This window comes from Micromonospora sp. NPDC007230, assembly GCF_042869115.1.
Taxonomy (GTDB): domain Bacteria; phylum Actinomycetota; class Actinomycetes; order Mycobacteriales; family Micromonosporaceae; genus Micromonospora.
The window spans coordinates 33,629-53,280 of sequence record NZ_JBIAFE010000001.1 but is presented as its reverse complement, the minus strand read 5'-3'; the positions used below and the strand labels follow the sequence as shown (position 1 = coordinate 53,280).

Here is a 19,652-nt window from a genome sequence, read left to right as displayed (position 1 = left end):
CTTCTTGATCAACCCGGTGGGGTGTGGGCTGGGCAAGGAGAAGGGGGGCGGCCGGCGGTGCCGGACGCCCCCCTTCTGGTGGGCTCAGGAGCCGAGGTTGCTCAGGTTGATCGCGGCGCCCGCGATGGCGTTGATGATGCCGATGACCACGCCGATGCCGCCGCAGATGAGGCCGGCCTTGGCCTGGCCCGCGTTGGTCGCCAGGCCCTGCTGGGCCTTCTTCTGGCCCATCACGCCGAGCACCACGCCGGCGATGCCGGCCGGAATGCCGAGCAGCGGGCAGCAGAGGCCCAGCACGATCGAGGCGATACCGGCGATCATGCCGATCAGACCGAGGTTGTTGTTCTGCCCCTGCCCCTGCCCCTGCGGGTAGCCCGCGGCCGGGTACGTCGGCGCGGCGCCGTACGGCTGCTGCTGCGCGTACGGGTCCTGGTAGGGCTGCCCGGAGGTCGGCTGGCCGTAGGGCTGGCCCGAGGTGGGCTGCTGCCCGTACTGCGGCGCCTGCGGCGGCTGGGCGTAGGGGTCGGGCTGCTGGCCGTACGGCTGGCCCGAGGTGGGCTGCTGCCCGTACTGCGGCGCCTGCGGCGGCTGGGCGTACGGGTCGGGCTGCGGGGAGGTCGGGTTCTGGTTGGGCTGCTGACCGTACGGGTCCTGACCGGGGTAACCGGGCTGCATTGCGGGGTGCTCCTCAAACTGGGGGTCGACGGTCCATGGTCGTTGCTGCTGCGCATCACTTCGCCCAGCACCGGGACCCCGCGGCAGACGGGCCCGGAACCAAGGTCACGATGCCGACGCCGGGCCGGGCCTACGCCAACGAACCGGGCGACGGCAGCGTATCGTGCCCGCACCACCCGGAGATCACCCGCGAGGTTCACCGCCCGCACGCTGGACGCCCCGGCCTGCCCGATAGGGTGGCCCGGTGACCGAGCCCGCGTCCGTCGCCCGCCTCGTCGTCCTCGTCTCCGGCTCCGGCAGCAACCTCCAGGCGCTGCTGGACGCCACGGCCGACCCCGGGTACGGCGCACGGGTGGTGGCCGTGGGCGCCGACCGGGACGGGATCGCCGGCCTGGACCGGGCCGCCGCGGCCGGGGTACCCACCTTCGTGGAGCGGCTGAAGGACCATCCGACCCGCGCCGACTGGGACGTCGCGCTCACCGCCCGGGTCGCCGAGTACCGGCCCGACCTGGTGATCAGCGCCGGTTTCCTCAAGCTGGTCGGCCCGCAGTTCCTGGCCGCGTTCGGCGACCGCTACCTGAACACCCACAACACCCTGCTGCCGGCGTTCCCCGGCATCCACGGCCCCCGGGACGCCCTCGCCTACGGCGTGAAGGTCACCGGGGCCACGCTGTTCTTCGTCGACGCCGGGATGGACACCGGGCCGATCGTCGCCCAGGTAGTCGTGCCGGTGCTGGACGACGACGACGAGGAGACGCTCACCGAGCGCATCAAGGAGGCCGAGCGGCGCCAGCTCGTCGAGCAGGTCGGTCGGCTGGTCCGTGAAGGTTGGACGATCACCGGTAGAAAGGTCAGGGTTCCGTGAGCACCACTGAGGACGCGCGCCGCCCGATCCGACGGGCGCTGGTCAGCGTCTACGACAAGACCGGTCTGGTCGAGTTGGCCCGGGCCCTGCACGGGGCCGGGGTGGAGATCGTCTCGACCGGCAGCACGGCGGCCACGATCGCCGGCGCGGGAGTGCCGGTGACCCCGGTCGAGCAGGTGACCGGCTTCCCGGAGATCCTCGACGGCCGGGTCAAGACCCTGCATCCGAAGATCCACGGCGGCCTCCTCGCCGACCTGCGCAAGGACGCGCACGCCGCCCAGCTCGACGAGCACGGCATCGCCGGCATCGACCTGCTGGTCTCCAACCTCTATCCGTTCCAGGCCACGGTCGCCTCCGGCGCCGACCAGGACGAGTGCGTCGAGCAGATCGACATCGGCGGTCCGGCGATGGTCCGGGCCGCGGCCAAGAACCACGCCTCGGTCGCCGTGGTGACCGACCCGGCGGCGTACCCGGCGCTGCTGGCCGCGCTCGCCGACGGCGGCTTCACGCTGGCCCAGCGGCGGGCCCTCGCCGCCCGGGCCTTCGCCGACATCGCCGACTACGACGTGGCCGTCGCCGACTGGTTCGCGGCCACCCTGGCACCGGCCGCCGACGGCTGGCCGGAGTTCGCCGGCCTGGCGCTGCGCCGGCAGGCGGTGCTGCGCTACGGCGAGAACCCGCACCAGGCGGCCGCGCTCTACGCCGACCCGGCGAGCCCGGCCGGGCTGGCGCAGGCGGAGCAGCTGCACGGCAAGGAGATGTCCTACAACAACTACGTCGACGCGGACGCCGCCTGGCGGGCCGCGAACGACTTCCCGGCGCAGCCGGCGGTGGCCATCATCAAGCACGCCAACCCGTGCGGCATCGCGGTCGGCGCGGACGTGGCCGAGGCGCACCGCAAGGCGCACGCCTGCGATCCGGTGTCGGCGTACGGCGGCGTGATCGCGGTCAACCGGCCGGTGAGCGTGGCGCTGGCCCGACAGGTCGCGGAGATCTTCACCGAGGTCCTGGTGGCTCCCGGCTTCGACGAGGGCGCGGTGGAGGTCCTCCAGGCCAAGAAGAACATCCGGCTGCTGCGCGCCCCGGAGTTCAACCCGCTGCCGGCCGAGTGGCGGCAGGTCACCGGCGGGGTGCTGGTGCAGTTGCGGGACCGGATCGACGCCGAGGGCGACGACCCGGCCAACTGGCGGCTGGCCACCGGCGAGGCCGCCGACGAGGCGACCCTGCGCGACCTGGTGTTCGCCTGGCGGGCGGTCCGTGCGGTGAAGAGCAACGCGATCCTGCTGGCCAGGGACGGCGCGACCGTCGGCGTGGGGATGGGCCAGGTGAACCGGGTCGACTCGGCGCAGCTCGCGGTCCGCCGGGCCGGTGCCGACCGCGCTCGCGGGGCGGTCTGCGCTTCGGACGCCTTCTTCCCCTTCGCCGACGGCCCGAAGATCCTCCTCGAGGCCGGGGTCCGGGCGATCGTCCAGCCCGGTGGCTCGATCCGCGACGAGGAGACCATCGCCGCCTGCAAGGAGGCCGGGGCGACCATGTACCTCACCGGCACCCGGCACTTCTTCCACTGAGCACCGTCGTCCGGGGCGCGGCCGGCGGGCCGCGCCCCCGTTTGCACGTGCCGGGCCGTCGTCCGATGGCACCGTCACATGGCGGCCGCTGACCAGCCGTAAGTAGGAGCACCTGGCCATTGCTCGCCGGCAAAAGTTGTTGCTAGCGTGGCCCCGGCAGCGATCGATACCTCTCTCCTCTCGGCCAGCCCCGTTCGCGGCCCGGGCTCCCTCGCGGCGCCCGCCCGAGCGGCCCCCTCCTACCGACAGGTCCGCCCCATGCGCGTGTTCGACCGGTTGACCGCCGTCGTCGTGGCGCTGGCGTTCGTCCTGGTCGGTCTGGAGGCGCCCGCCCACGGGGAAACCCCTGGTCCCGGCGCGGCGGTCACCGCCGCGCACCGGTCGATCGGCCACGACACACCGTCGGTCGACCCCCGAGCCGTCGTGGTGCGCCCCGCGCCTCCCGACACTCCGCCGGACCTGCGGACGGAACTCCTCGGCGGACCCTGTGGTGACCACCGCGCCGGCGTCTCCACCGACGGACCGGACGATCTCCTCCCGGCCCCGCCCGTGCCCGTCGGCGGCCCGCCCCATCCGGGCCTCGCCCCGACCCGCTACCGGCCGCCGGCCCTACCGCTGCCGCCGCGCGGCACCCTGCTCGCCCGGGCCCCGCCGACCGTCGCCTGACCCGCCCGCGCGCCCGCCCGTCGGCGCCGGCGCACCGCGGAACGACCGTCGAATCCGGACGATCCGTCCGATCCCGAACCTGCCCAGGTGGCCATCCGCCGCCCCGGCTTTCCCAGCCCGGGCCACCTGCCCGGGCCCCTTGAATCCCGGAGGATTCAGATGTCCAAGTCCCGCTGGCGTAAGCCGGCGACCATCGCGGGCGCGCTGGTGCTGGCCGCCGCGCTCGGTGGTGTCGTCGCCACCAACCACGAGGTGCAGGAGAAGCTCGGCCTGGCCGACGAGCCCGGCGCCAACCTGCCGTGGCACCCCAGGGAGTTCACGGAGATGGCGGCCGGGGAGTCGTCCGAGGAGGCCGGCGAGGAGGCCTTCGAGGCCCGGACCATCGCCGAGCAGTTCGCCCAGGCCCGCTACGCCCCGGGCATCGTCTCGCCGGGCGCGTACTCCAACGCGCTGAGCCAGCTCAACGGGCTCGCCGCCACCAAGGGCACCTGGCGCGAGGTCACCAACATCAAGTACGACGGCGACGACCCGCGCTACCGCGACTACGCGTCCAACTCCTCGGGCGGCGCCGGCCTGGTCACCGGCCGGATCACCGGCCTCGCGGCGGACAACAGCGGCTACGTCTACGCGGCCGGCGCGGACGGCGGCGTGTGGCGCTCCTCGACCGGCGGCGGGAGCTGGACGCCGATCACGGACGCGCTGCCCACGCTGTCCAGCGGCGACCTCGTGCTCGCCGCCGACGGTTCGCTCTGGTATGCCACCGGCGAGGCGAACACCGGCGGCACCTCGTACGTGGGCGCCGGCGTCTACCGGCTGGCCAACCCGAAGAGCGGCGCGTTCAAGCCGACCGACCGGGTCGGTGGGACCGAGCTGGAGAGCACGGTCATCAACAAGCTGCGGTTCTTCGACGGGAAGGTCTGGGTCGCCACCAACCGGGGCCTGTTCTCGCACCCGATGAGCAGCACCTCGGGCGCCTGGAAGCTGGAGTTCGCGCCGAACCCGAGCTACCTGCCGGGCGGGGCGAACGCGGGTGACGCGAACGCCGCGTACAAGAACATCGTCAACGACGTGGCGAACGATCCGCGCAACCCGAAGCACGTGGTGGTGGCCTCGGCCTGGCGTTCCGGCGACACGTACAACGGCTTCTACGAGACCGCCGACTACACCGCCGGGGGCTGGACGAAGGTCAACCCGACCGGCGCCATGCCGGCCGACGACATCGGCTACGTGACGTTCGCCTTCTCCGCCGACGGCGGCCGGCTGTACGCGATCAACCAGTCGCCGCGGCTGCTCAACAAGCCGGCCGGCAACGTGAACAGCTACCTGGACGGCATCTACGTCGCCGACACCGGCAACCCGGCCGGCCCGTGGAACAAGATCGCCGACTCGTCGAAGCTGGGCAACTCCGGCTCCGCGCTCAAGCAGGCCGTCGGTGGCAAGGGCTACGGCCCGGGCATCCAGGCCTGGTACAACCAGTTCCTCGCGGTGGACCCGGCCAACCCGAACCACCTCTGGGCGGGGCTGGAGGAGGTCTACGAGACGACCGACGCCGGCGCCACCTGGAAGACCGTCGGTCCCTACTGGAACTTCAACTTCTCCTGCTGGAACATCTACGACGCGCAGAACACCTGCAGCAAGACCACCCACTCCGACCAGCACTCGGTGGCGGTCGGCAACGGCTTCGTCTACGTGGGCAACGACGGCGGGGTGTACCGGCGGCCGATCAACGGCAAGACCGACAAGGCCGGGCACGCGACCGACTGGGCGAGCCTCAACGACGGCACCATCGACGCCCTCCAGTACTACGCGGTGGCGGTGGGCAAGGACCCGGCCAAGGCCGGCACGGTCGTCTCCGGCGGCCTGCAGGACAACGGCGTGTCGGTGCTCCGCCCCGGCGACACCGCGATGGGGTCCAACTTCGGCGGTGACGGTGGCGACTCGCTGGCCGACCCGGCCAACGGCTGCCGGCAGGTCCAGGAGTACACCAACCTGGCCATGCGGGTGACCGAGAACTGCAATGAGAACCCCGGCCCCGGCACGGCGAGCACCTCCACCTCGCGGGACATCCGGCCGTACACCTCGCGGCCGGGCGACGAGCCGGCCCGGTTCATCGCGCCGTTCGCGCCGGACGACCACGACGCCAACGTCTGGGTGGCCGGTGGCCAGCACGTCTGGGTGAACACCAAGGGCTACGCCATCCAGAACGGCAAGGGCTGGACGAACGTCTTCGACCTGGGCGCGGGGCACACCGCCACCTCGGTCGCCGTCTCCAACGGCATGGCGTACGTCGGCTGGTGCGGCCCGTGCAACAACGCCGGGTTCGCCCGGGGCGTCGCGGTCGGCAAGGCCGGCGACCCGTCGAGCTGGCACCAGCTCACCCTGCCGGGTGACTTCCCGAACCGGTTCGTGCAGGGCGTCGGGATCGACCCGGCGAACGCCGGGCACGCCTTCCTCGCGATCAACGGGTTCTCCCGCCGGTTCACCGAGGGACCGGGCGCCGGCTTCGGCCACGTCTTCGAGACCACCGACGCGGGCGCGACCTGGAAGGACGTCTCGGCGAACCTGCCGGACGTGCCGGCCAGCTCGATCAAGGAGTTGTCCAACGGTGCCCTGGTGCTGGCCACCGACCTGGCCACCCTCTACCGCGCACCCGGCGCCACCAACTGGCAGCGGCTCGGCTCCGGCCTGCCGCTGACCGTGGGCATGGACGTCGAGTACAACGCGGTGGACAACTCGGTCTACGTCGCGACCCACGGCCGTGGCATCTGGGCGTTCCCCCTCGCCCAGCTCTGACCACGGACGGGTCGGCCGTGCCTGGGGGCCGGCCGACCCGTAGGCCGCGACCGCGCAGGCCCCGCCCCCTCTTCCTCCGGGGGCGGGGCCTGCGTCCTGTCCACCTCGTCGGGCGGCCCCGACCAGGTGGCGGTCGCCGGACCGGGAGACCACAGTGGCCGCCCGGACCGGGAACCGGGTGACGAAGTGGCGCGTCGGAGGGAACGGGGCCGGCCGGTCCCGGTCCGAGCGACGAACGGGGCGAGACGATGAGGATGGTGACGGCCGGGCTGGCGGTGAGCGGATTGCTGTTGGTGGCGGGGTGCTCGGTGGCCCGGGCGGACCATACCGCGGCGCCGGTCGAGGCCACCGCGGCGCCGGAGCCGCAGCCGGTCGACGTGCGGTGCGGGTCCGACGGCGTGACGGCCTCCGGCACGACGGTCCGCGCGGGCCGGGCCGGGGTGCCGGTACGCGTCGGTGGCACCGCCCCGGCGGGCACCTATTTGAACATCGAATGGACCCGGGGCGGCGAGGGACATCCGGTGCCCGCGTCACCGGCGGTCTGGACGCTGGCCGCGCCACCCGGGCAGCTGCGGCTGAGGTGCGCGAACGTGGAGAAGCGGGAAGTGGTGGTGACGGTCGTCGACCCGTCCGGCTTCTGGCGGCCGGGCACGGCGGCCGACCATTCGTGCCGGTTCGGCGGGCTCATCGACTGGCCCGGGCACCCCGGGCGGGGGGCCAGCGTGGACGCCGCCCTGGCGGACCTGACCCGCCAGCTGTCGGCGTACCGGGGGCAGTCGGCGAGCTGGCGGGAGCTGCCGATCGGCTACCTCGACGCTCCGGTCTCGACCTGGCTGCTGTCGGTCGACGGCGAGCCCCGGTACACCGCGCTGGTCCGGCGCACCGGGTCGACCGTCGAGGCCAGCCTCGACCGGTTCTGCGGACGGCCGCAGCGCTGACCGGGACGACCGGGAGCCGCCCCGGGCGGCTCCGGGGCAGGCGGTGGGGCATCGGGCCGACCGGGATTCGGGACGAGGTCTCGACATCCTCGCGGGCTTACCGGCCCGCCGTCCGTTCCACCCTGGTTGAGCATCGGCTGTCCGCCCCGACGTGTGGCGAAATCCACAATCCGTAACTCTGGGTGACGAAGCCCGCGTAGTGGATCGGCACCGTTGGCCGTCGCGGGCCGGCCGGGCGCTCGGCGTGAGACGATCCAGACGTGACGGCGATCATCCTGGACGGCAAGGCGACCGCGGCGGAGATCAAGGACGAGCTGCGGACACGGGTCAAGGCGCTGGCCGATCGGGGCGTCGTCCCGGGGCTCGGCACCGTCCTGGTCGGCACCGATCCCGGCTCCGAGGCGTACGTGAACGGCAAGCACCGCGACTGCGCCGAGGTCGGCATCGCCTCGATCCGCCGGGAGTTGCCCGCCGACGCCACCCAGGAGCAGCTCGACGCCGTCCTCGCCGAGTTGAACGCCGACCCGGCCTGCCACGGCTACATCGTCCAGCTGCCGCTGCCGGCCCAGCTGGACACCCAGCGGGCGCTGGAGATGATCGACCCCGAGAAGGACGCCGACGGCCTGCACCCGGTCAACCTGGGCCGGCTGGTGCTCGGCTATGACGCCCCGCTGCCCTGCACCCCGCGCGGCATCGTCGAACTGCTCCGCCGGCACGACGTCGCGCTGGTCGGCGCCAAGGTGGCGCTGATCGGCCGGGGCAACACCGTCGGCCGCCCGCTCGGCCTGCTGCTCACCCGGCGCAGCGAGAACGCCACCGTCACCCTCTGCCACACCGGCACGCTCGACCTGGCCGAGCAGACCCGGGCCGCCGACATCGTCATCGTCGCGGCCGGCGTGCCGGGCCTGCTCACCGCCGACATGATCACGCCGGGCGCCACCGTCGTCGACGTCGGCATCACCCGGGTGATCGGCCCGGACGGCAAGGGCCGCTACACCGGCGACGTGGACCCGGAGGTGGCCGAGGTCGCCGGCAAGCTGGTCCCGATGCCCGGCGGCGTCGGCCCGATGACCCGGGCCATGCTGCTGACCAACGTGGTGGAACGCGCCGAGCGTGGCGCCTGACCATCCCAAGCACGTCATAACCGTCCGCCCCTGGCCGGATCGGTGACAGGATGGCTGATACGGTCCGGAAAACCGACTGGTATCAGGGAGTGGGACGACCATGGGTAAGAAGGTCACTGTCGTCGGGGCCGGCTTCTACGGCTCCACCACCGCGCAGCGCCTGGCCGAGTACGACATCTTCGACACCGTGGTGATCACGGACATCATCGAGGGGAAGCCGGCGGGCATCGCGCTGGACATGAACCAGTCGCGCCCGGTCGAGGGCTTCGAGACCAAGGTCGTCGGCGTCACCACCGGTCCGAACGGCGAGGGCTACGAGGCCATCGAGGGCTCTGATGTCGTCGTCATCACCGCCGGCCTGCCCCGCAAGCCGGGCATGAGCCGGATGGACCTGCTGGAGACCAACGCCAAGATCGTCCGCCAGGTGTCCGAGAACGTCGCCAAGTACGCCCCGAACGCCGTCGTCATCGTCGTCTCCAACCCGCTCGACGAGATGACCGCGCTGGCCCAGAAGGCCACCCAGTTCCCGAAGAACCGCGTGCTCGGCCAGGCCGGCATGCTGGACAGCGCCCGGTTCACCAACTTCGTGGCCGAGGCGCTGAGCGTACCCGTGAAGTCGGTGAAGACCCTGACCCTCGGCTCGCACGGCGACACCATGGTGCCGGTCCCGTCGAAGAGCACGGTGGACGGCAAGCCGTTGCGTGACGTCATGCCGGCCGAGCAGATCGAGGACCTGGTCGTCAAGACCCGCAATGGTGGCGCCGAGGTGGTCGCGCTGCTGAAGACCGGCTCGGCGTACTACGCCCCGTCCGCCGCCGCCGCCCGGATGGCGAAGGCGGTCGCGGAGGACTCCGGCGAGGTCATGCCGGTCTGCGCCTGGGTCGACGGCCAGTACGGCATCTCCGGCGTCTACCTGGGCGTCGAGGCCGAGATCGGCCGCGACGGCGTCCGGCGGGTCGTCGAGACCGACCTGGACGCCGACGAGCTGGCCAGCCTGAAGGAGGCCGCCGAGGCGGTCCGCGCCAAGCAGTCCGACGTCGCCAACATGTGATCCCGGCTACCCGAAGCGCCCCGCGACCGCCGGTCGCGGGGCGCTTTCGCGTCCGGGCCGGGGATCAGTCGGTCCGGACCGCGTCGGAACGGCCTCGACCGCCGCTTCCACCGTCGATCAGGACGCCCAGGCCGTCGAGGACCCGGGCCAGGCCGAAGTTGTACGCCTGCTCCGGGCTGTACGCGGCCCCTTGCGCGGCCCCCGCGGCGGCGCCGACCCGGACCGCGGTCGGGTACCGCTGCTCATCGAGCACCCGGGCGAGCAGCGGGCCGTTCGCCGCCCACCACTGTTCATCGCTCCACGCGCTCTCCCGGCTCGCGAGCCGTGCCTCGGCCGCCGAGCGGGCCGCGGCACCGAGGCGCCGGCACCTCGGTGAACGGCGCGCCCAGGTGCGGCGTCGCCAGCACCGCCCGGCCGTGCCCGGCCAGTTCGCGCAGCAGAGCCGTACGGACCCCGCGTGCCGCCGCGGGGTCCTCCTCGTGGGCGTACGCCAGGGTGGGGTCGACCAGCTGCACGGTGTGCACCAGCACGTCGCCGGTGACCAGCATGCGCTCGTCGCCCGAGTCGACCAGCACCGACTGGTGGCCCGGGGTGTGCCCGGGCGTGCTCAGCACGCGTACCCCGGGGGTGAGGTCGGTGTCGCCGTCGACCAGCCGGAGCTGGCCGGCGGCGCGCAACGGCCCGAGGAGCCGGGCCGGCAACTCGGGGTGGAACCGGTCCAGCGCCGCCAGCTCGGCCTGTTGCAGCAGGTAGGCCGCGTTGCGGAAGTAGGGCGTGCCGAGCACCGCCCAGCCGACGTGGTCGCTGTGCAGGTGGGTGAGCACCACGGTCCGGACGTCCGCCGGGTCGATGCCGGCGGCGGCCAGTTCCGCCGGCAGCCGGCCCGGGACCGGCGCCCAGGCCGCGGCCAGGGAGTCGGCCGGGCCGATCCCGGCGTCGACCAGGGTGACCGGCCCGTCCCCGGTACGCAGGGCGAAGCACCGGAACGGCAGCCACCAGCGACCGTCCGGGGTGACCGTGTCCGGGTCCCGGCGGTCGGCCGCGCGCCACTGGTCCGCCGTGGCGTCCGGGAAAGCCTCCTCGCGGGGCTGGAAGAACGGCCCCGCCCCGTCGACCAGTGCGGTGACCGTGATAGACCCGATCGTGTGCGTCAGCGGCATCCGGGAAGGATGCCATCCCGACCCGTCCCGGGTGACCCCGATTCCATCGGGTGAGGCCGGCTGAGAAGCCCCGGTCAGTTTCCAGTACGCTCGTACTGCTTGAGCACGTGTCCCCCGAGAGGAGCGCCGGCCGATGGCGAAGATCAAGGTAAACAACCCGGTCGTGGAAATCGACGGCGACGAGATGACCCGGATCATCTGGAAGCAGATCCGGGAGCAGCTGATTCTGCCGTACCTCGACGTCGACCTGCACTACTACGACCTGTCGATCCAGTACCGCGACGAGACCGACGACCAGGTCACCGTCGACGCCGCCAACGCGATCAAGGAGCACGGCGTCGGCGTCAAGTGCGCCACCATCACGCCGGACGAGGCTCGGGTGGCGGAGTTCGGGCTGAAGAAGATGTGGCGGTCGCCGAACGGCACCATCCGCAACATCCTCGGCGGCGTCGTCTTCCGTGAGCCGATCATCATGTCGAACGTGCCGCGGCTCGTCCCGGGCTGGACCAAGCCGATCATCATCGGCCGGCACGCGCACGGCGACCAGTACAAGGCCACCGACTTCGTCGTCCCCGGCCCGGGCACGGTGACCATCACCTACACCCCGGCCGACGGCGGCGCGCCGATGGAGATGGAGGTCGCCAAGTTCCCCGGCGGCGGCGTCGCCATGGGCATGTACAACTTCGACGAGTCGATCCGGGACTTCGCCCGCGCCTCGATGCGCTACGGCCTGGACCGCGGCTACCCGGTCTACCTGTCCACCAAGAACACCATCCTCAAGGCGTACGACGGCCGGTTCAAGGACATCTTCGCCGAGGTGTTCGAGAACGAGTTCAAGGCGGAGTTCGAGAAGGCCGGCATCAGCTACGAGCACCGGCTGATCGACGACATGGTCGCCGCCGCGCTCAAGTGGGAGGGCGGCTTCGTCTGGGCCTGCAAGAACTACGACGGTGACGTGCAGTCCGACACCGTGGCCCAGGGCTTCGGCTCGCTCGGCCTGATGACCTCCGTGCTGATGACCCCGGACGGCCGCACCGTCGAGGCCGAGGCCGCGCACGGCACCGTCACCCGGCACTACCGGCAGTGGCAGAAGGGCGAGAAGACCTCGACCAACCCGATCGCGTCGATCTACGCCTGGACCCGGGGCCTGGCCCACCGGGGCAAGCTGGACGGCACCCCGGCGGTCACCGAGTTCGCCAACACCCTGGAGCAGGTCATCGTCGACACCGTCGAGGGTGGGCAGATGACCAAGGACCTGGCGCTGCTCATCTCGCGGGACGCCCCGTGGCTGACCACCGACGAGTTCATGAACGCGCTCGACGAGAACCTGGCCCGCAAGCTCGCCGCCTGATTCCCGTACCCGTCACCGATCGAGCCCGCCGGCACCCGCCGGCGGGCTCCGTCGTCCGGTGCCGGCGTCACCAAGAGGTGGCGCGCCTCGTTGAGCTGGGTGGACGGGATGCCAGTCCCATCCAGGAAGGTTGACCGCGGTCGCCTCGCGGCAGAGTGCCGATCAGCCAGCCTTCCCGGCTGTCGCGCACAGCCAGCCGTCCCTTCCCTTGCGGGGGGCCCTGTCCCGGGCCCCCCGCGCCCTGTTGTGGCACCCGCTCCGCCCCGAGTGTCGGCAGGCGGCCGTCGCTACCCAGGGAGCTTCCTTTCAAGCGGCCCGCAGCAGCTCGGCGGCCCGCTCCGGGGCGATGTCGTTGATGAAGACGCCCATCGCCGACTCCGAGCCGGCCAGGTATTTCAGCTTGTCCCCGGCCCGCCGGATGCTGAACAGCTGCAGGTGCAGGTGCCCCAACTCGCGGTCGACGTGCAGCGGGGCCTGGTGCCAGGCCGCGATGTACGGCATCGGCACGTCGAACAGCCCGTCGAAGCGGCGCAGCACGTCCAGGTAGAGCGGGCCGAACGCGTCCCGCTCGGCGTCGTCCAGCGCGGGGATGTCCGGCACCGGCCGGTGCGGGGCCAGGTGCACCTCGAACGGCCAGCGGGCGGCCGCCGGCACGTACGCCGTCCAGTGCGCGTTGCGCGCCACCACCCGGTCCCCGACGGCGCGTTCCGCGGCGAGCACGTCCGCGTACAGGTTGCCGCCGGTGCGCTCGGCGTGCCGGCGGGCGGCGGCGAGCATGGTGCGGGTCCGGGGCGTCACGAAGGGGTACGCGTAGATCTGCCCGTGCGGGTGGTGCAGGGTCACGCCGATCTCCACGCCCCGGTTCTCGAACGGGAAGACCTGCGCCACGCCGGGCAGCTCGCCGAGGGCGGTGGTCCGGTCGGCGAGCGCGTCCAGCACGGTCCGCACCCGGCGGGGCGAGAGACTGGCGAACGAGGCGTGGTGGTCGTCGGTGAAGCAGACCACCTCGCACCGGCCGCGCCCGGGGCGTACCGGGGTGAACGGGGTGATCTCGGCGGGCTCCGCGGCGACCCGCTGGCTCAGCGACGGGAACCGGTTCTCGAAGACCGCCACGTCGTAGTCGGGGGCGGGGATCTCGCTGAGCCGGTCGCCGTGGGACGGGCAGAGCGGGCACTGGTCGGCCGGGGGAAGGAAGGTGCGGGTCTGCCGGTGCACCGCCACCGCCACCCACTCGTCGGTCAGCGGGTCGTACCGGAGCTGCGACGCCTGCGGCGGCAGGGGCAGGTCCCGCCGGTCCGGCTGGTCCCGGACCGCGTCGTCCCGCTCGTCGAAGTAGATCAGCTCGCGGCCGTCGGCCAGCTCGATCCGCGTACGCTTCACTTCGTCCCTTCCGTGCCGCGGACGATCAGCAGTTCGCCGACCCGTTCCTCGAGTACCCGGCGCGCCTCCGGCGCCAGCCGTTCGTCGGTGACCAGCACGTCGGCGGCGTCCAGCCCGACGATCGAGGAGATGCCGACCGTGCCCCACTTGGTGTGGTCGGCGAGCACCACCAGCCGGTCGGCGGCGGCCACCAGCGCCCGGTTGGTGTCCGCCTCCATCAGGTTGGGCGTGGTGAACCCGGCTCGCTCGCTGATCCCGTGCACGCCGAGGAAGAGCAGGTCCAGGTGGAGCGCCCCGAGCGCCGCCACGGCCAGCGGGCCGACCAGCGCGTCGGAGGGGGTACGCACCCCGCCGGTGAGCACCACGGTCTGGTCCGGCCGGCCGGCGATGTGCAGGATCTCGGCCACCGGCAGCGAGTTGGTCACCACGGTCAGCCCGGGCACGTCGACCAGGCGGCGGGCCAGCTCGGCGGTGGTCGTACCGGCGGAGAGGGCGACCGCGGCGCCGGGCCGGACCAGCTTCGCGGCGCGGGCGGCGATCGCCGCCTTCTCCGCCGACTGGCGGACCGACTTGGCCCGGAAGCCCGGCTCGTCGGTCGAGCCGGCGAGGGTCGCCCCGCCGTGCACCTTGGCCAACAGGCCCTGCTCGTGCAGCGTCTCCAGGTCGCGCCGGATGGTCATGTCGGAGACGCCGAACTCGCCGGCCAGCTCGGTCACGCGTACGCCTCCGGCGGCACGGACCCGTTCCAGGATGGCCGCCTGCCGCTGCCGTGCCAGCACCCGACCTCACCTCCGCCTCCCGACCCCGTGCTCACGTGGTCGAACGTGTTCCAACAAGAATGAACACTAGCGCGCAGGGGGGAACGGCGGAAGAAAGGGGTGCCCGACCGCCGACCGCCGTCCTCCAGCGACCGGACGGGCGGCGGCCCGAACTGCTCGGCCCGCCGCCGTGTCGACGCGCCGGGCCCCGGTCAGGCGGGCGCGGGGCCCGGGTCAGGCCGGCTGGAGGCGGGGCTCTACCCAGCCGGTCTCGGTCAGGTGCTCCATCACCCGCTGGACCGCCTCCTCGACCGCCAGGTCCGTGGTGTCCACCACCAGGTCGGCGTCGGTGGGCTCCTCGTACGGGTCGTCGATGCCGGTCATCCCGGTGATCAGGCCGGCCCGGGCACGGGCGTACAGGCCCTTGCGGTCGCGCTGCTCGCAGACCTCCAGCGGGGTCGCGACGTGGACCAGCAGGAAGCCGGCCCCGGCCGCCTGCGCCATCTCCCGGGCGGTGGCCCGGGCGGCCGCGTACGGGGCGATCGGGCAGCAGATGCCGACCCCCCGGTGCCGGGCGATCTCGGCGGCCACCCAGCCGATCCGCCGGACGTTGGCGTCCCGGTCGGCCCTGGTGAAGCCCAGCCCGGCGGAGAGCTCCCGGCGCACCACGTCCCCGTCGAGCAACGTGATGCTTCGGTCGCCGCCCTCGCGCAACAGGTCGGCCAGGCCTCGGGCGATGGTCGACTTCCCGGAGCCGGAGAGGCCGGTGAGGAAGATCACCAGGCCCCGGTGCCGGCGCGCCGGACGGGCCCGCGCCAGCTCCTTGGCCACCGCCGGCGGGGTGTGCCACTCGGGCAGCGGGAAGCCCCGGTCCAGCAGGTCGTCGATCTCCTCCTGGCTGAGCGCCAGCCGCCGGTTGCGCGGCGGGATGTCCTCCCGCCAGCGCCACTGCCCGTCCCGGTTGTCGTACGCCAGTTCCCGGGGCACGAGCACGCGCAGCCCGGCCCCGGAGAGCATCCCCTCGGTGGAGAGCAGGTGGGTCACCCCGTACGCGGCGGCGACCCGGGCCCGGAGCAGGGCGTCGCTGATCTCGTCGCGCCGCCGCACCAGTGGCACCGCCAGCAGGGTGGCCGGGGGCATCCGGTCCCGGGCGGCGAACACGCTGCGCACCAGCGCCTCGGACGGCAGCCCGCCGGTCGCCGCCTCACCCACCGGGATCATCACCAGCAGGTGCGCGCCCAGGGTGCGGGCGGCGTGCGCGATCTGCGCGAGCTGCGGCCGGTGCAGCGGACGGTCGGCGAAGACGCCGAGCACCCGCCCCGGCGGCAGCAGCCCGCGGACCTCGTCGGGGCTGCGCCGCAGCCGCTGGAACGGCCCGTGACCGCCGTCGCCCAGCCGGCGCACCGCGCCACCCACGCCCGCCATGCCGTCGCGGACCGGCCAGACGTCGGTCACGTCCATCGCCGCCACCGGGGCACCCTCACCGTCGGTGAGCACCAGTGCCCGGCGCAGCGGGTCGTCCAGCTCCAGCCCGTCGGCGAGCGCCGCTGGCACCTGGAGGGTCACCGGCACCGGCCACGGCGTGCCGTCGGCGAGCCGGCCGCGCCGGCTCAGCGAGGCCAGGTCGGCGCGGGCCATGAAGCCGGTCAGCGGAGCGTACGCCCCGGTCAGCAGCAACTCCAGATCGGCCAGCTCGCCGGGACGAGGCGCGTACGCCGGCGCGTCCCGCAACACGTCCTCGGGCAGCACCCACCCGTTGCTCATCGAACCCCCAACTCACCGGCCGGCACACAGTTTCTCAGCCCACCGCCGATCGGTCGAGAGCGCCACTCCACCTCCCGGCCACCGCCCGTTGGCGCGGCGGTCGCCGATCGGCTCAGCCGGCGGGGGTGAGCGGGGCCGCGCCGAACGACACGGCGAAGCGCTGGCACCAGATGGCGACGCTGGTCAGCCCGGTGAGGTCGGTTCCGGCGGGGATCTCGTACACCTGGTCTCCCCGGTTTCCCTTGAGCGGGCCGAGCGCGACGTGGCGCCCGTCGTCGAAGACGCGCCACCCGGACGGCCCGGTACGAACCGGCTGGTCGGTCAGCCAGACCTGAAGATCCGGACCGTTCGAGGTGTCCAGCCCGGCCAGTTCCAGCCGGTACCGATCCCCGGCGGTCCGGACGATCCGGGCACTGCCCCGGGTGTCGTGCTCATGGCTGACGAACTCGCCCCGGCTCACCAGGGTCGGCGCCGCCCGGGTGGCGGTGGCGGGACTCGCGGTGGACGTGGTCGGGGCCGGGGTGATCTCCTCGACCGCGGTGAGCCGTTCGTGCACCTCGGTGTCGGTGACCAGCGCCCAGGGCCGGAACCAGTACAGGCCGGCCGCGGCGCCGACCGCGAGGACGGCGACCACGACCCAGGTCAGCGGGGTGCGAAGCAGTCGGCTCGACATGTGCCGAGTCTTCCGCGCCCGGCGCCCGCGGTCACCGGTCGCCGCGCTTACGAAACCCTTACCGACCGTACGGAAATCAGGGGCATCCCCGAGCGTTTCCCGATACCCGGGGCGGCGTCCACTTCTTACGCTGGTCGTCGTGACACTGCTCGCGACCGAGTCGCTGACCAAGACGTACGGAGGTCGGGTCACCGCGCTGACCGACCTCACGGTGTCGGTCGAGCCGGGGATCATCGGGCTGGTCGGCGCCAACGGCGCCGGCAAGTCCACCCTGATCAAGATCCTCCTGGGCCTGCTCGCCCCGACCAGTGGTCGGGTCTCCGTGCTCGGCCTCGACCCCACCACCGACCCGGCCGCGGTCCGCGCCCGGGTCGGCTACATGCCCGAACACGACGCCCTCCCGCCTGACCTGTCCGCCGCCGAACTGGTCACCCACCTGGGTCGGATCAGCGGCCTGCCGCGGACGGTCGCCCGGGAGCGGGCCTCCGAGGCGCTGCGCCACGTCGGCCTGCACGAGGAGCGCCACCGGGCCGTCGGTGGCTACTCCACCGGCATGAAGCAGCGGGTGAAGCTCGCCCAGGCCCTGGTGCACGATCCCGACCTGCTCCTGCTCGACGAGCCCACCAACGGCCTCGACCCGGCCGGCCGGGACGCCATGCTCGCCCTGATCCACCGGATCGGCACCGAGTTCGGCATCTCCGTGGTGGTCTGCTCGCACCTGCTCGGCGAGGTCGAGCGGATCTGCGACACCCTCGTCGCCATCGACGGCGGGCGGCTGCTGCGCGCCGACCGGGTGGCCGCGATGACCTCCGCCACCGACGTGCTCGCGGTCGAGGTCAGCGAGGGCACGGAGGAGTTGGCCGCCCGGCTCGCCGCGCTCCAGCTGCCGGTGTCCCGGGAGGGGCGGCTGCTGCTCGTCCCGCTCGCCGACGACGCCACCTACGACCTGATCCTCGGCGCGGTCGCCGAGCTGGACCTGCCGCTGCACCGGCTGGACCAGCGGCGGCACCGGGTGGCCGAACTCTTCGCCACGAGGGAGCCCAGCCATGTCTGAGCCGACCGGCGTCATCCACGACATCGGCTACCAGCGCTACACCGGTCCGCGGCTGGGCCGCCGGCACGTCTTCGGCGCGCTCTACCTGCACGGCCTGCGGACCGCGTTCGGCCTCGGCCGGTCCGCCAAGGCGAAGATCTTCCCGTGGCTGGTGGTCGGCATAGTGGTGGTGGTCGCCGCCGGGCTGACCGCGGTACGCACCCAGACCGGCCAGGTCGTCATGACGTACGCCCAGTTCGCCGACGCGATGAGCTGGCTGGTCATCTTCTTCGTCGCGGTGGTCGGCCCGGAGCTGGTCTCCCGCGACCTGCTCAGCGGCGTGCTGCCGCTCTACTTCTCCCGGCCGCTGCCCCGCGGCGACTACGCGCTGGCCAAGCTCGGCGCGCTGGTCAGCGCGCTCTGGCTGCTGCTCGGCGCGCCGCAGCTGGTGATGTTCCTCGGCGCCGCGTTCACCACCGACAACGGCATGCACGGGGTCTGGGACGAGCTGCTCGACCTGCTGCCCGGCCTGCTCTACGCGGCGCTCTGGGCGGTGGTCTTCGCCTCGATCGGGCTGCTCATCGCCTCGTTCACCGGCAAGCGGGCGTTCGCGGCCGGCGGCATCGTGGCGGTGTTCCTGATGACCGCCCCGATCGTCGGCATCCTCTCGATCATGCCCTCCCGGACGGTCAACGAGCTGGCGATGCTCGGCTCGCCCACCGCCCTGGTTCACGCCGTCGGCCGCTACGCCCTCGGCGACCTGCTGGCGCCCGGCGCGGCGGCGGACCAGATGATCGGCGGCTTCGGGCCGGTCTATGTCGCCGCCGCCGTGCTGCTGGTGGCCGGCTGCGTCGCCCTGCTCCTGCTGCGATACCGGAAGGTGGCCGCCCGATGACCACGATCAGCGCTGGCACCCAGGCGGCGGCGCCGACCACGCCCGCGTCCACCCTCGACCTGGCCGGGGTCTCCCGCTGGTACGGCAACGTGGTGGCGGTCAACGACATCACCATGCGGCTCGGGCCCGGGGTGACCGGGCTGCTCGGGCCGAACGGCGCCGGGAAGACCACCCTGCTGCACATGATGGCCGGCTTCCTCGCCCCGTCCCGGGGTGCGGTGACCCTCGACGGGGAGCCGACCTGGCGCAACCCGGACGTCTATCGGCGGCTCGGCCTGGTCAGCGAGCGGGAGGCGGTGCACGCCTTCCTCTCCGCGTACGAGTTCGTGCTGGCCAGCGCGAAGCTGCACCGGCTGCCCGACCCGGCGGCCGCGGCCCGTCGGGCGATCGACCTGGTCGAGATGGCGGACGCGCAGGACCGGCGGATCGGCACCTACTCCAAGGGCATGCGGCAGCGCACCCGGGTGGCCGCCGCGCTGGTCCACGACCCGCAGGTGCTGCTGCTCGACGAGCCGTTCAACGGGATGGACCCGCGGCAGCGGCTGCACATGATGGCCCTGCTGCACCGCCTCGGCGACGCCGGCCGGACCATCCTGTTCAGCTCACACATCCTGGAGGAGGTCGAGCAGGTCTCCGGCACCGTCCAGGTGATGGTGGCCGGCCGGCTGGCCGCCTCCGGCGACTACCGGACCATCCGGCGGCTGATGACCAACCGGCCGCACGTCTTCGCGGTCCGCTCGACGGACGACCGGGCCCTCGCGGTCGCGTTGATCGCCGAGCCGTCGGTCACCGGGGTGGAGTTGGGCCGGGACGGGCTCACCGTCCGGGCCGGCGACTACGGTGCCTTCACCCGGGCACTGCCGAAGATCGCGCTGGCCCGGGGTATCCGGGTCCGGTCCCTGACGCCCGAGGACGAATCGCTGGAGAGCGTCTTCTCCTACCTGGTGGGGAGCTGACT

Annotated in this window: 17 protein-coding genes and 1 pseudogene; 11 read left to right on the top strand and 7 right to left on the bottom strand. The window is 73.0% G+C overall.

The window, feature by feature from the left end; translation table 11 throughout:
* Window positions 1–84: 84 nt before the first annotated feature.
* Entirely contained in the window at window positions 85–675 is a 591-nt protein-coding gene (locus tag ACFYML_RS00280) for a DUF4190 domain-containing protein (protein ID WP_387418576.1), read from the bottom strand.
* 244 nt (window positions 676–919) lie between these two features.
* Between ACFYML_RS00280 and purN the strand changes: the two genes are divergently transcribed.
* The 7 genes from purN to mdh all read left to right on the top strand — a co-directional run bounded on the left by purN (window position 920) and on the right by mdh (window position 9,680).
* Window positions 920–1,540 carry a phosphoribosylglycinamide formyltransferase gene (gene purN, locus ACFYML_RS00275; RefSeq protein WP_387418575.1) on the top strand — a complete coding sequence of 207 codons (621 nt, stop codon included), beginning with the start codon at window positions 920–922 and terminating at the stop codon, window positions 1,538–1,540.
* The gene (purH, locus tag ACFYML_RS00270) at window positions 1,537–3,108 is read left to right on the top strand and encodes a bifunctional phosphoribosylaminoimidazolecarboxamide formyltransferase/IMP cyclohydrolase (RefSeq protein ID WP_387418574.1); all 1,572 of its coding nucleotides are present in this window, start codon (window positions 1,537–1,539) and stop codon (window positions 3,106–3,108) included. Before purN ends, purH begins: the two co-directional genes overlap by 4 nt.
* A gap of 258 nt (window positions 3,109–3,366) precedes the next feature.
* Window positions 3,367–3,774, top strand: a complete 408-nt coding sequence (locus ACFYML_RS00265; RefSeq protein ID WP_387418573.1) for a hypothetical protein — start codon at window positions 3,367–3,369, stop codon at window positions 3,772–3,774.
* Between the two features lie 159 nt (window positions 3,775–3,933).
* Window positions 3,934–6,567: a glycosyl hydrolase gene (locus ACFYML_RS00260; RefSeq protein WP_387418572.1), complete on the top strand. Its 2,634-nt coding sequence runs from the start codon at window positions 3,934–3,936 to the stop codon at window positions 6,565–6,567.
* 248 nt (window positions 6,568–6,815) lie between these two features.
* Complete coding sequence (locus tag ACFYML_RS00255; RefSeq protein WP_387418571.1) at window positions 6,816–7,505, top strand: hypothetical protein; 690 nt, start codon at window positions 6,816–6,818, stop codon at window positions 7,503–7,505.
* Between the two features lie 260 nt (window positions 7,506–7,765).
* On the top strand, window positions 7,766–8,629 hold the full coding sequence (locus tag ACFYML_RS00250; protein ID WP_387274672.1) for a bifunctional methylenetetrahydrofolate dehydrogenase/methenyltetrahydrofolate cyclohydrolase: 864 nt from the start codon (window positions 7,766–7,768) through the stop codon (window positions 8,627–8,629).
* A gap of 100 nt (window positions 8,630–8,729) precedes the next feature.
* On the top strand, window positions 8,730–9,680 hold the full coding sequence (mdh, locus tag ACFYML_RS00245) for a malate dehydrogenase (RefSeq protein WP_357437940.1): 951 nt from the start codon (window positions 8,730–8,732) through the stop codon (window positions 9,678–9,680).
* 64 nt (window positions 9,681–9,744) lie between these two features.
* Here the strand turns inward: mdh and ACFYML_RS00240 are convergent.
* Together ACFYML_RS00240 and ACFYML_RS00235 are read right to left on the bottom strand one after the other, a co-directional pair.
* Window positions 9,745–10,032 (bottom strand): annotated as a pseudogene (locus tag ACFYML_RS00240) (TetR/AcrR family transcriptional regulator); the annotation flags it as partial.
* A complete protein-coding gene (locus ACFYML_RS00235; RefSeq protein WP_387418570.1) occupies window positions 9,971–10,840 on the bottom strand; it encodes an MBL fold metallo-hydrolase in 870 nt (289 codons plus the stop codon). The gene ACFYML_RS00235 and the pseudogene ACFYML_RS00240, both read right to left, overlap by 62 nt.
* 133 nt (window positions 10,841–10,973) lie before the next feature.
* Here ACFYML_RS00235 and ACFYML_RS00230 point away from each other — a divergent pair, with 133 nt between their 5' ends.
* Window positions 10,974–12,191 (top strand): NADP-dependent isocitrate dehydrogenase, encoded by a 1,218-nt coding sequence (locus tag ACFYML_RS00230; protein WP_357446394.1) that lies wholly within the window; start codon window positions 10,974–10,976, stop codon window positions 12,189–12,191.
* 306 nt (window positions 12,192–12,497) lie between these two features.
* Here ACFYML_RS00230 and galT read toward each other — a convergent pair whose 3' ends face one another.
* The 4 genes from galT to ACFYML_RS00210 form a co-directional block, all read right to left on the bottom strand.
* On the bottom strand, window positions 12,498–13,571 hold the full coding sequence (gene galT, locus ACFYML_RS00225; protein WP_387418569.1) for a galactose-1-phosphate uridylyltransferase: 1,074 nt from the start codon (window positions 13,569–13,571) through the stop codon (window positions 12,498–12,500).
* Window positions 13,568–14,350 (bottom strand): DeoR/GlpR family DNA-binding transcription regulator, encoded by a 783-nt coding sequence (locus tag ACFYML_RS00220; RefSeq protein WP_387418567.1) that lies wholly within the window; start codon window positions 14,348–14,350, stop codon window positions 13,568–13,570. Before ACFYML_RS00220 ends, galT begins: the two co-directional genes overlap by 4 nt.
* 213 nt (window positions 14,351–14,563) lie before the next feature.
* A complete protein-coding gene (gene cysC / locus ACFYML_RS00215; protein ID WP_387418565.1) occupies window positions 14,564–16,093 on the bottom strand; it encodes an adenylyl-sulfate kinase in 1,530 nt (509 codons plus the stop codon).
* A 112-nt stretch (window positions 16,094–16,205) separates the two neighbouring features.
* The gene (locus tag ACFYML_RS00210; RefSeq protein ID WP_387418564.1) at window positions 16,206–16,766 is read right to left on the bottom strand and encodes a DM13 domain-containing protein; all 561 of its coding nucleotides are present in this window, start codon (window positions 16,764–16,766) and stop codon (window positions 16,206–16,208) included.
* A 139-nt stretch (window positions 16,767–16,905) separates the two neighbouring features.
* On the opposite strand from ACFYML_RS00210, the gene ACFYML_RS00205 reads away from it, so the two are divergent.
* From ACFYML_RS00205 to ACFYML_RS00195, 3 genes are read left to right on the top strand one after another with little or no spacing between them, the layout of a single operon-like run.
* Window positions 16,906–17,820, top strand: coding sequence for an ABC transporter ATP-binding protein (locus tag ACFYML_RS00205; RefSeq protein WP_387418563.1), 915 nt, complete (start codon window positions 16,906–16,908; stop codon window positions 17,818–17,820).
* Window positions 17,813–18,694, top strand: a complete 882-nt coding sequence (locus tag ACFYML_RS00200) for an ABC transporter permease (protein WP_387418562.1) — start codon at window positions 17,813–17,815, stop codon at window positions 18,692–18,694. Before ACFYML_RS00205 ends, ACFYML_RS00200 begins: the two co-directional genes overlap by 8 nt.
* The gene (locus tag ACFYML_RS00195) at window positions 18,691–19,650 is read left to right on the top strand and encodes an ABC transporter ATP-binding protein (protein WP_387418561.1); all 960 of its coding nucleotides are present in this window, start codon (window positions 18,691–18,693) and stop codon (window positions 19,648–19,650) included. The genes ACFYML_RS00200 and ACFYML_RS00195 overlap by 4 nt, the downstream gene beginning before the upstream one ends.
* Window positions 19,651–19,652: the final 2 nt, after the last annotated feature.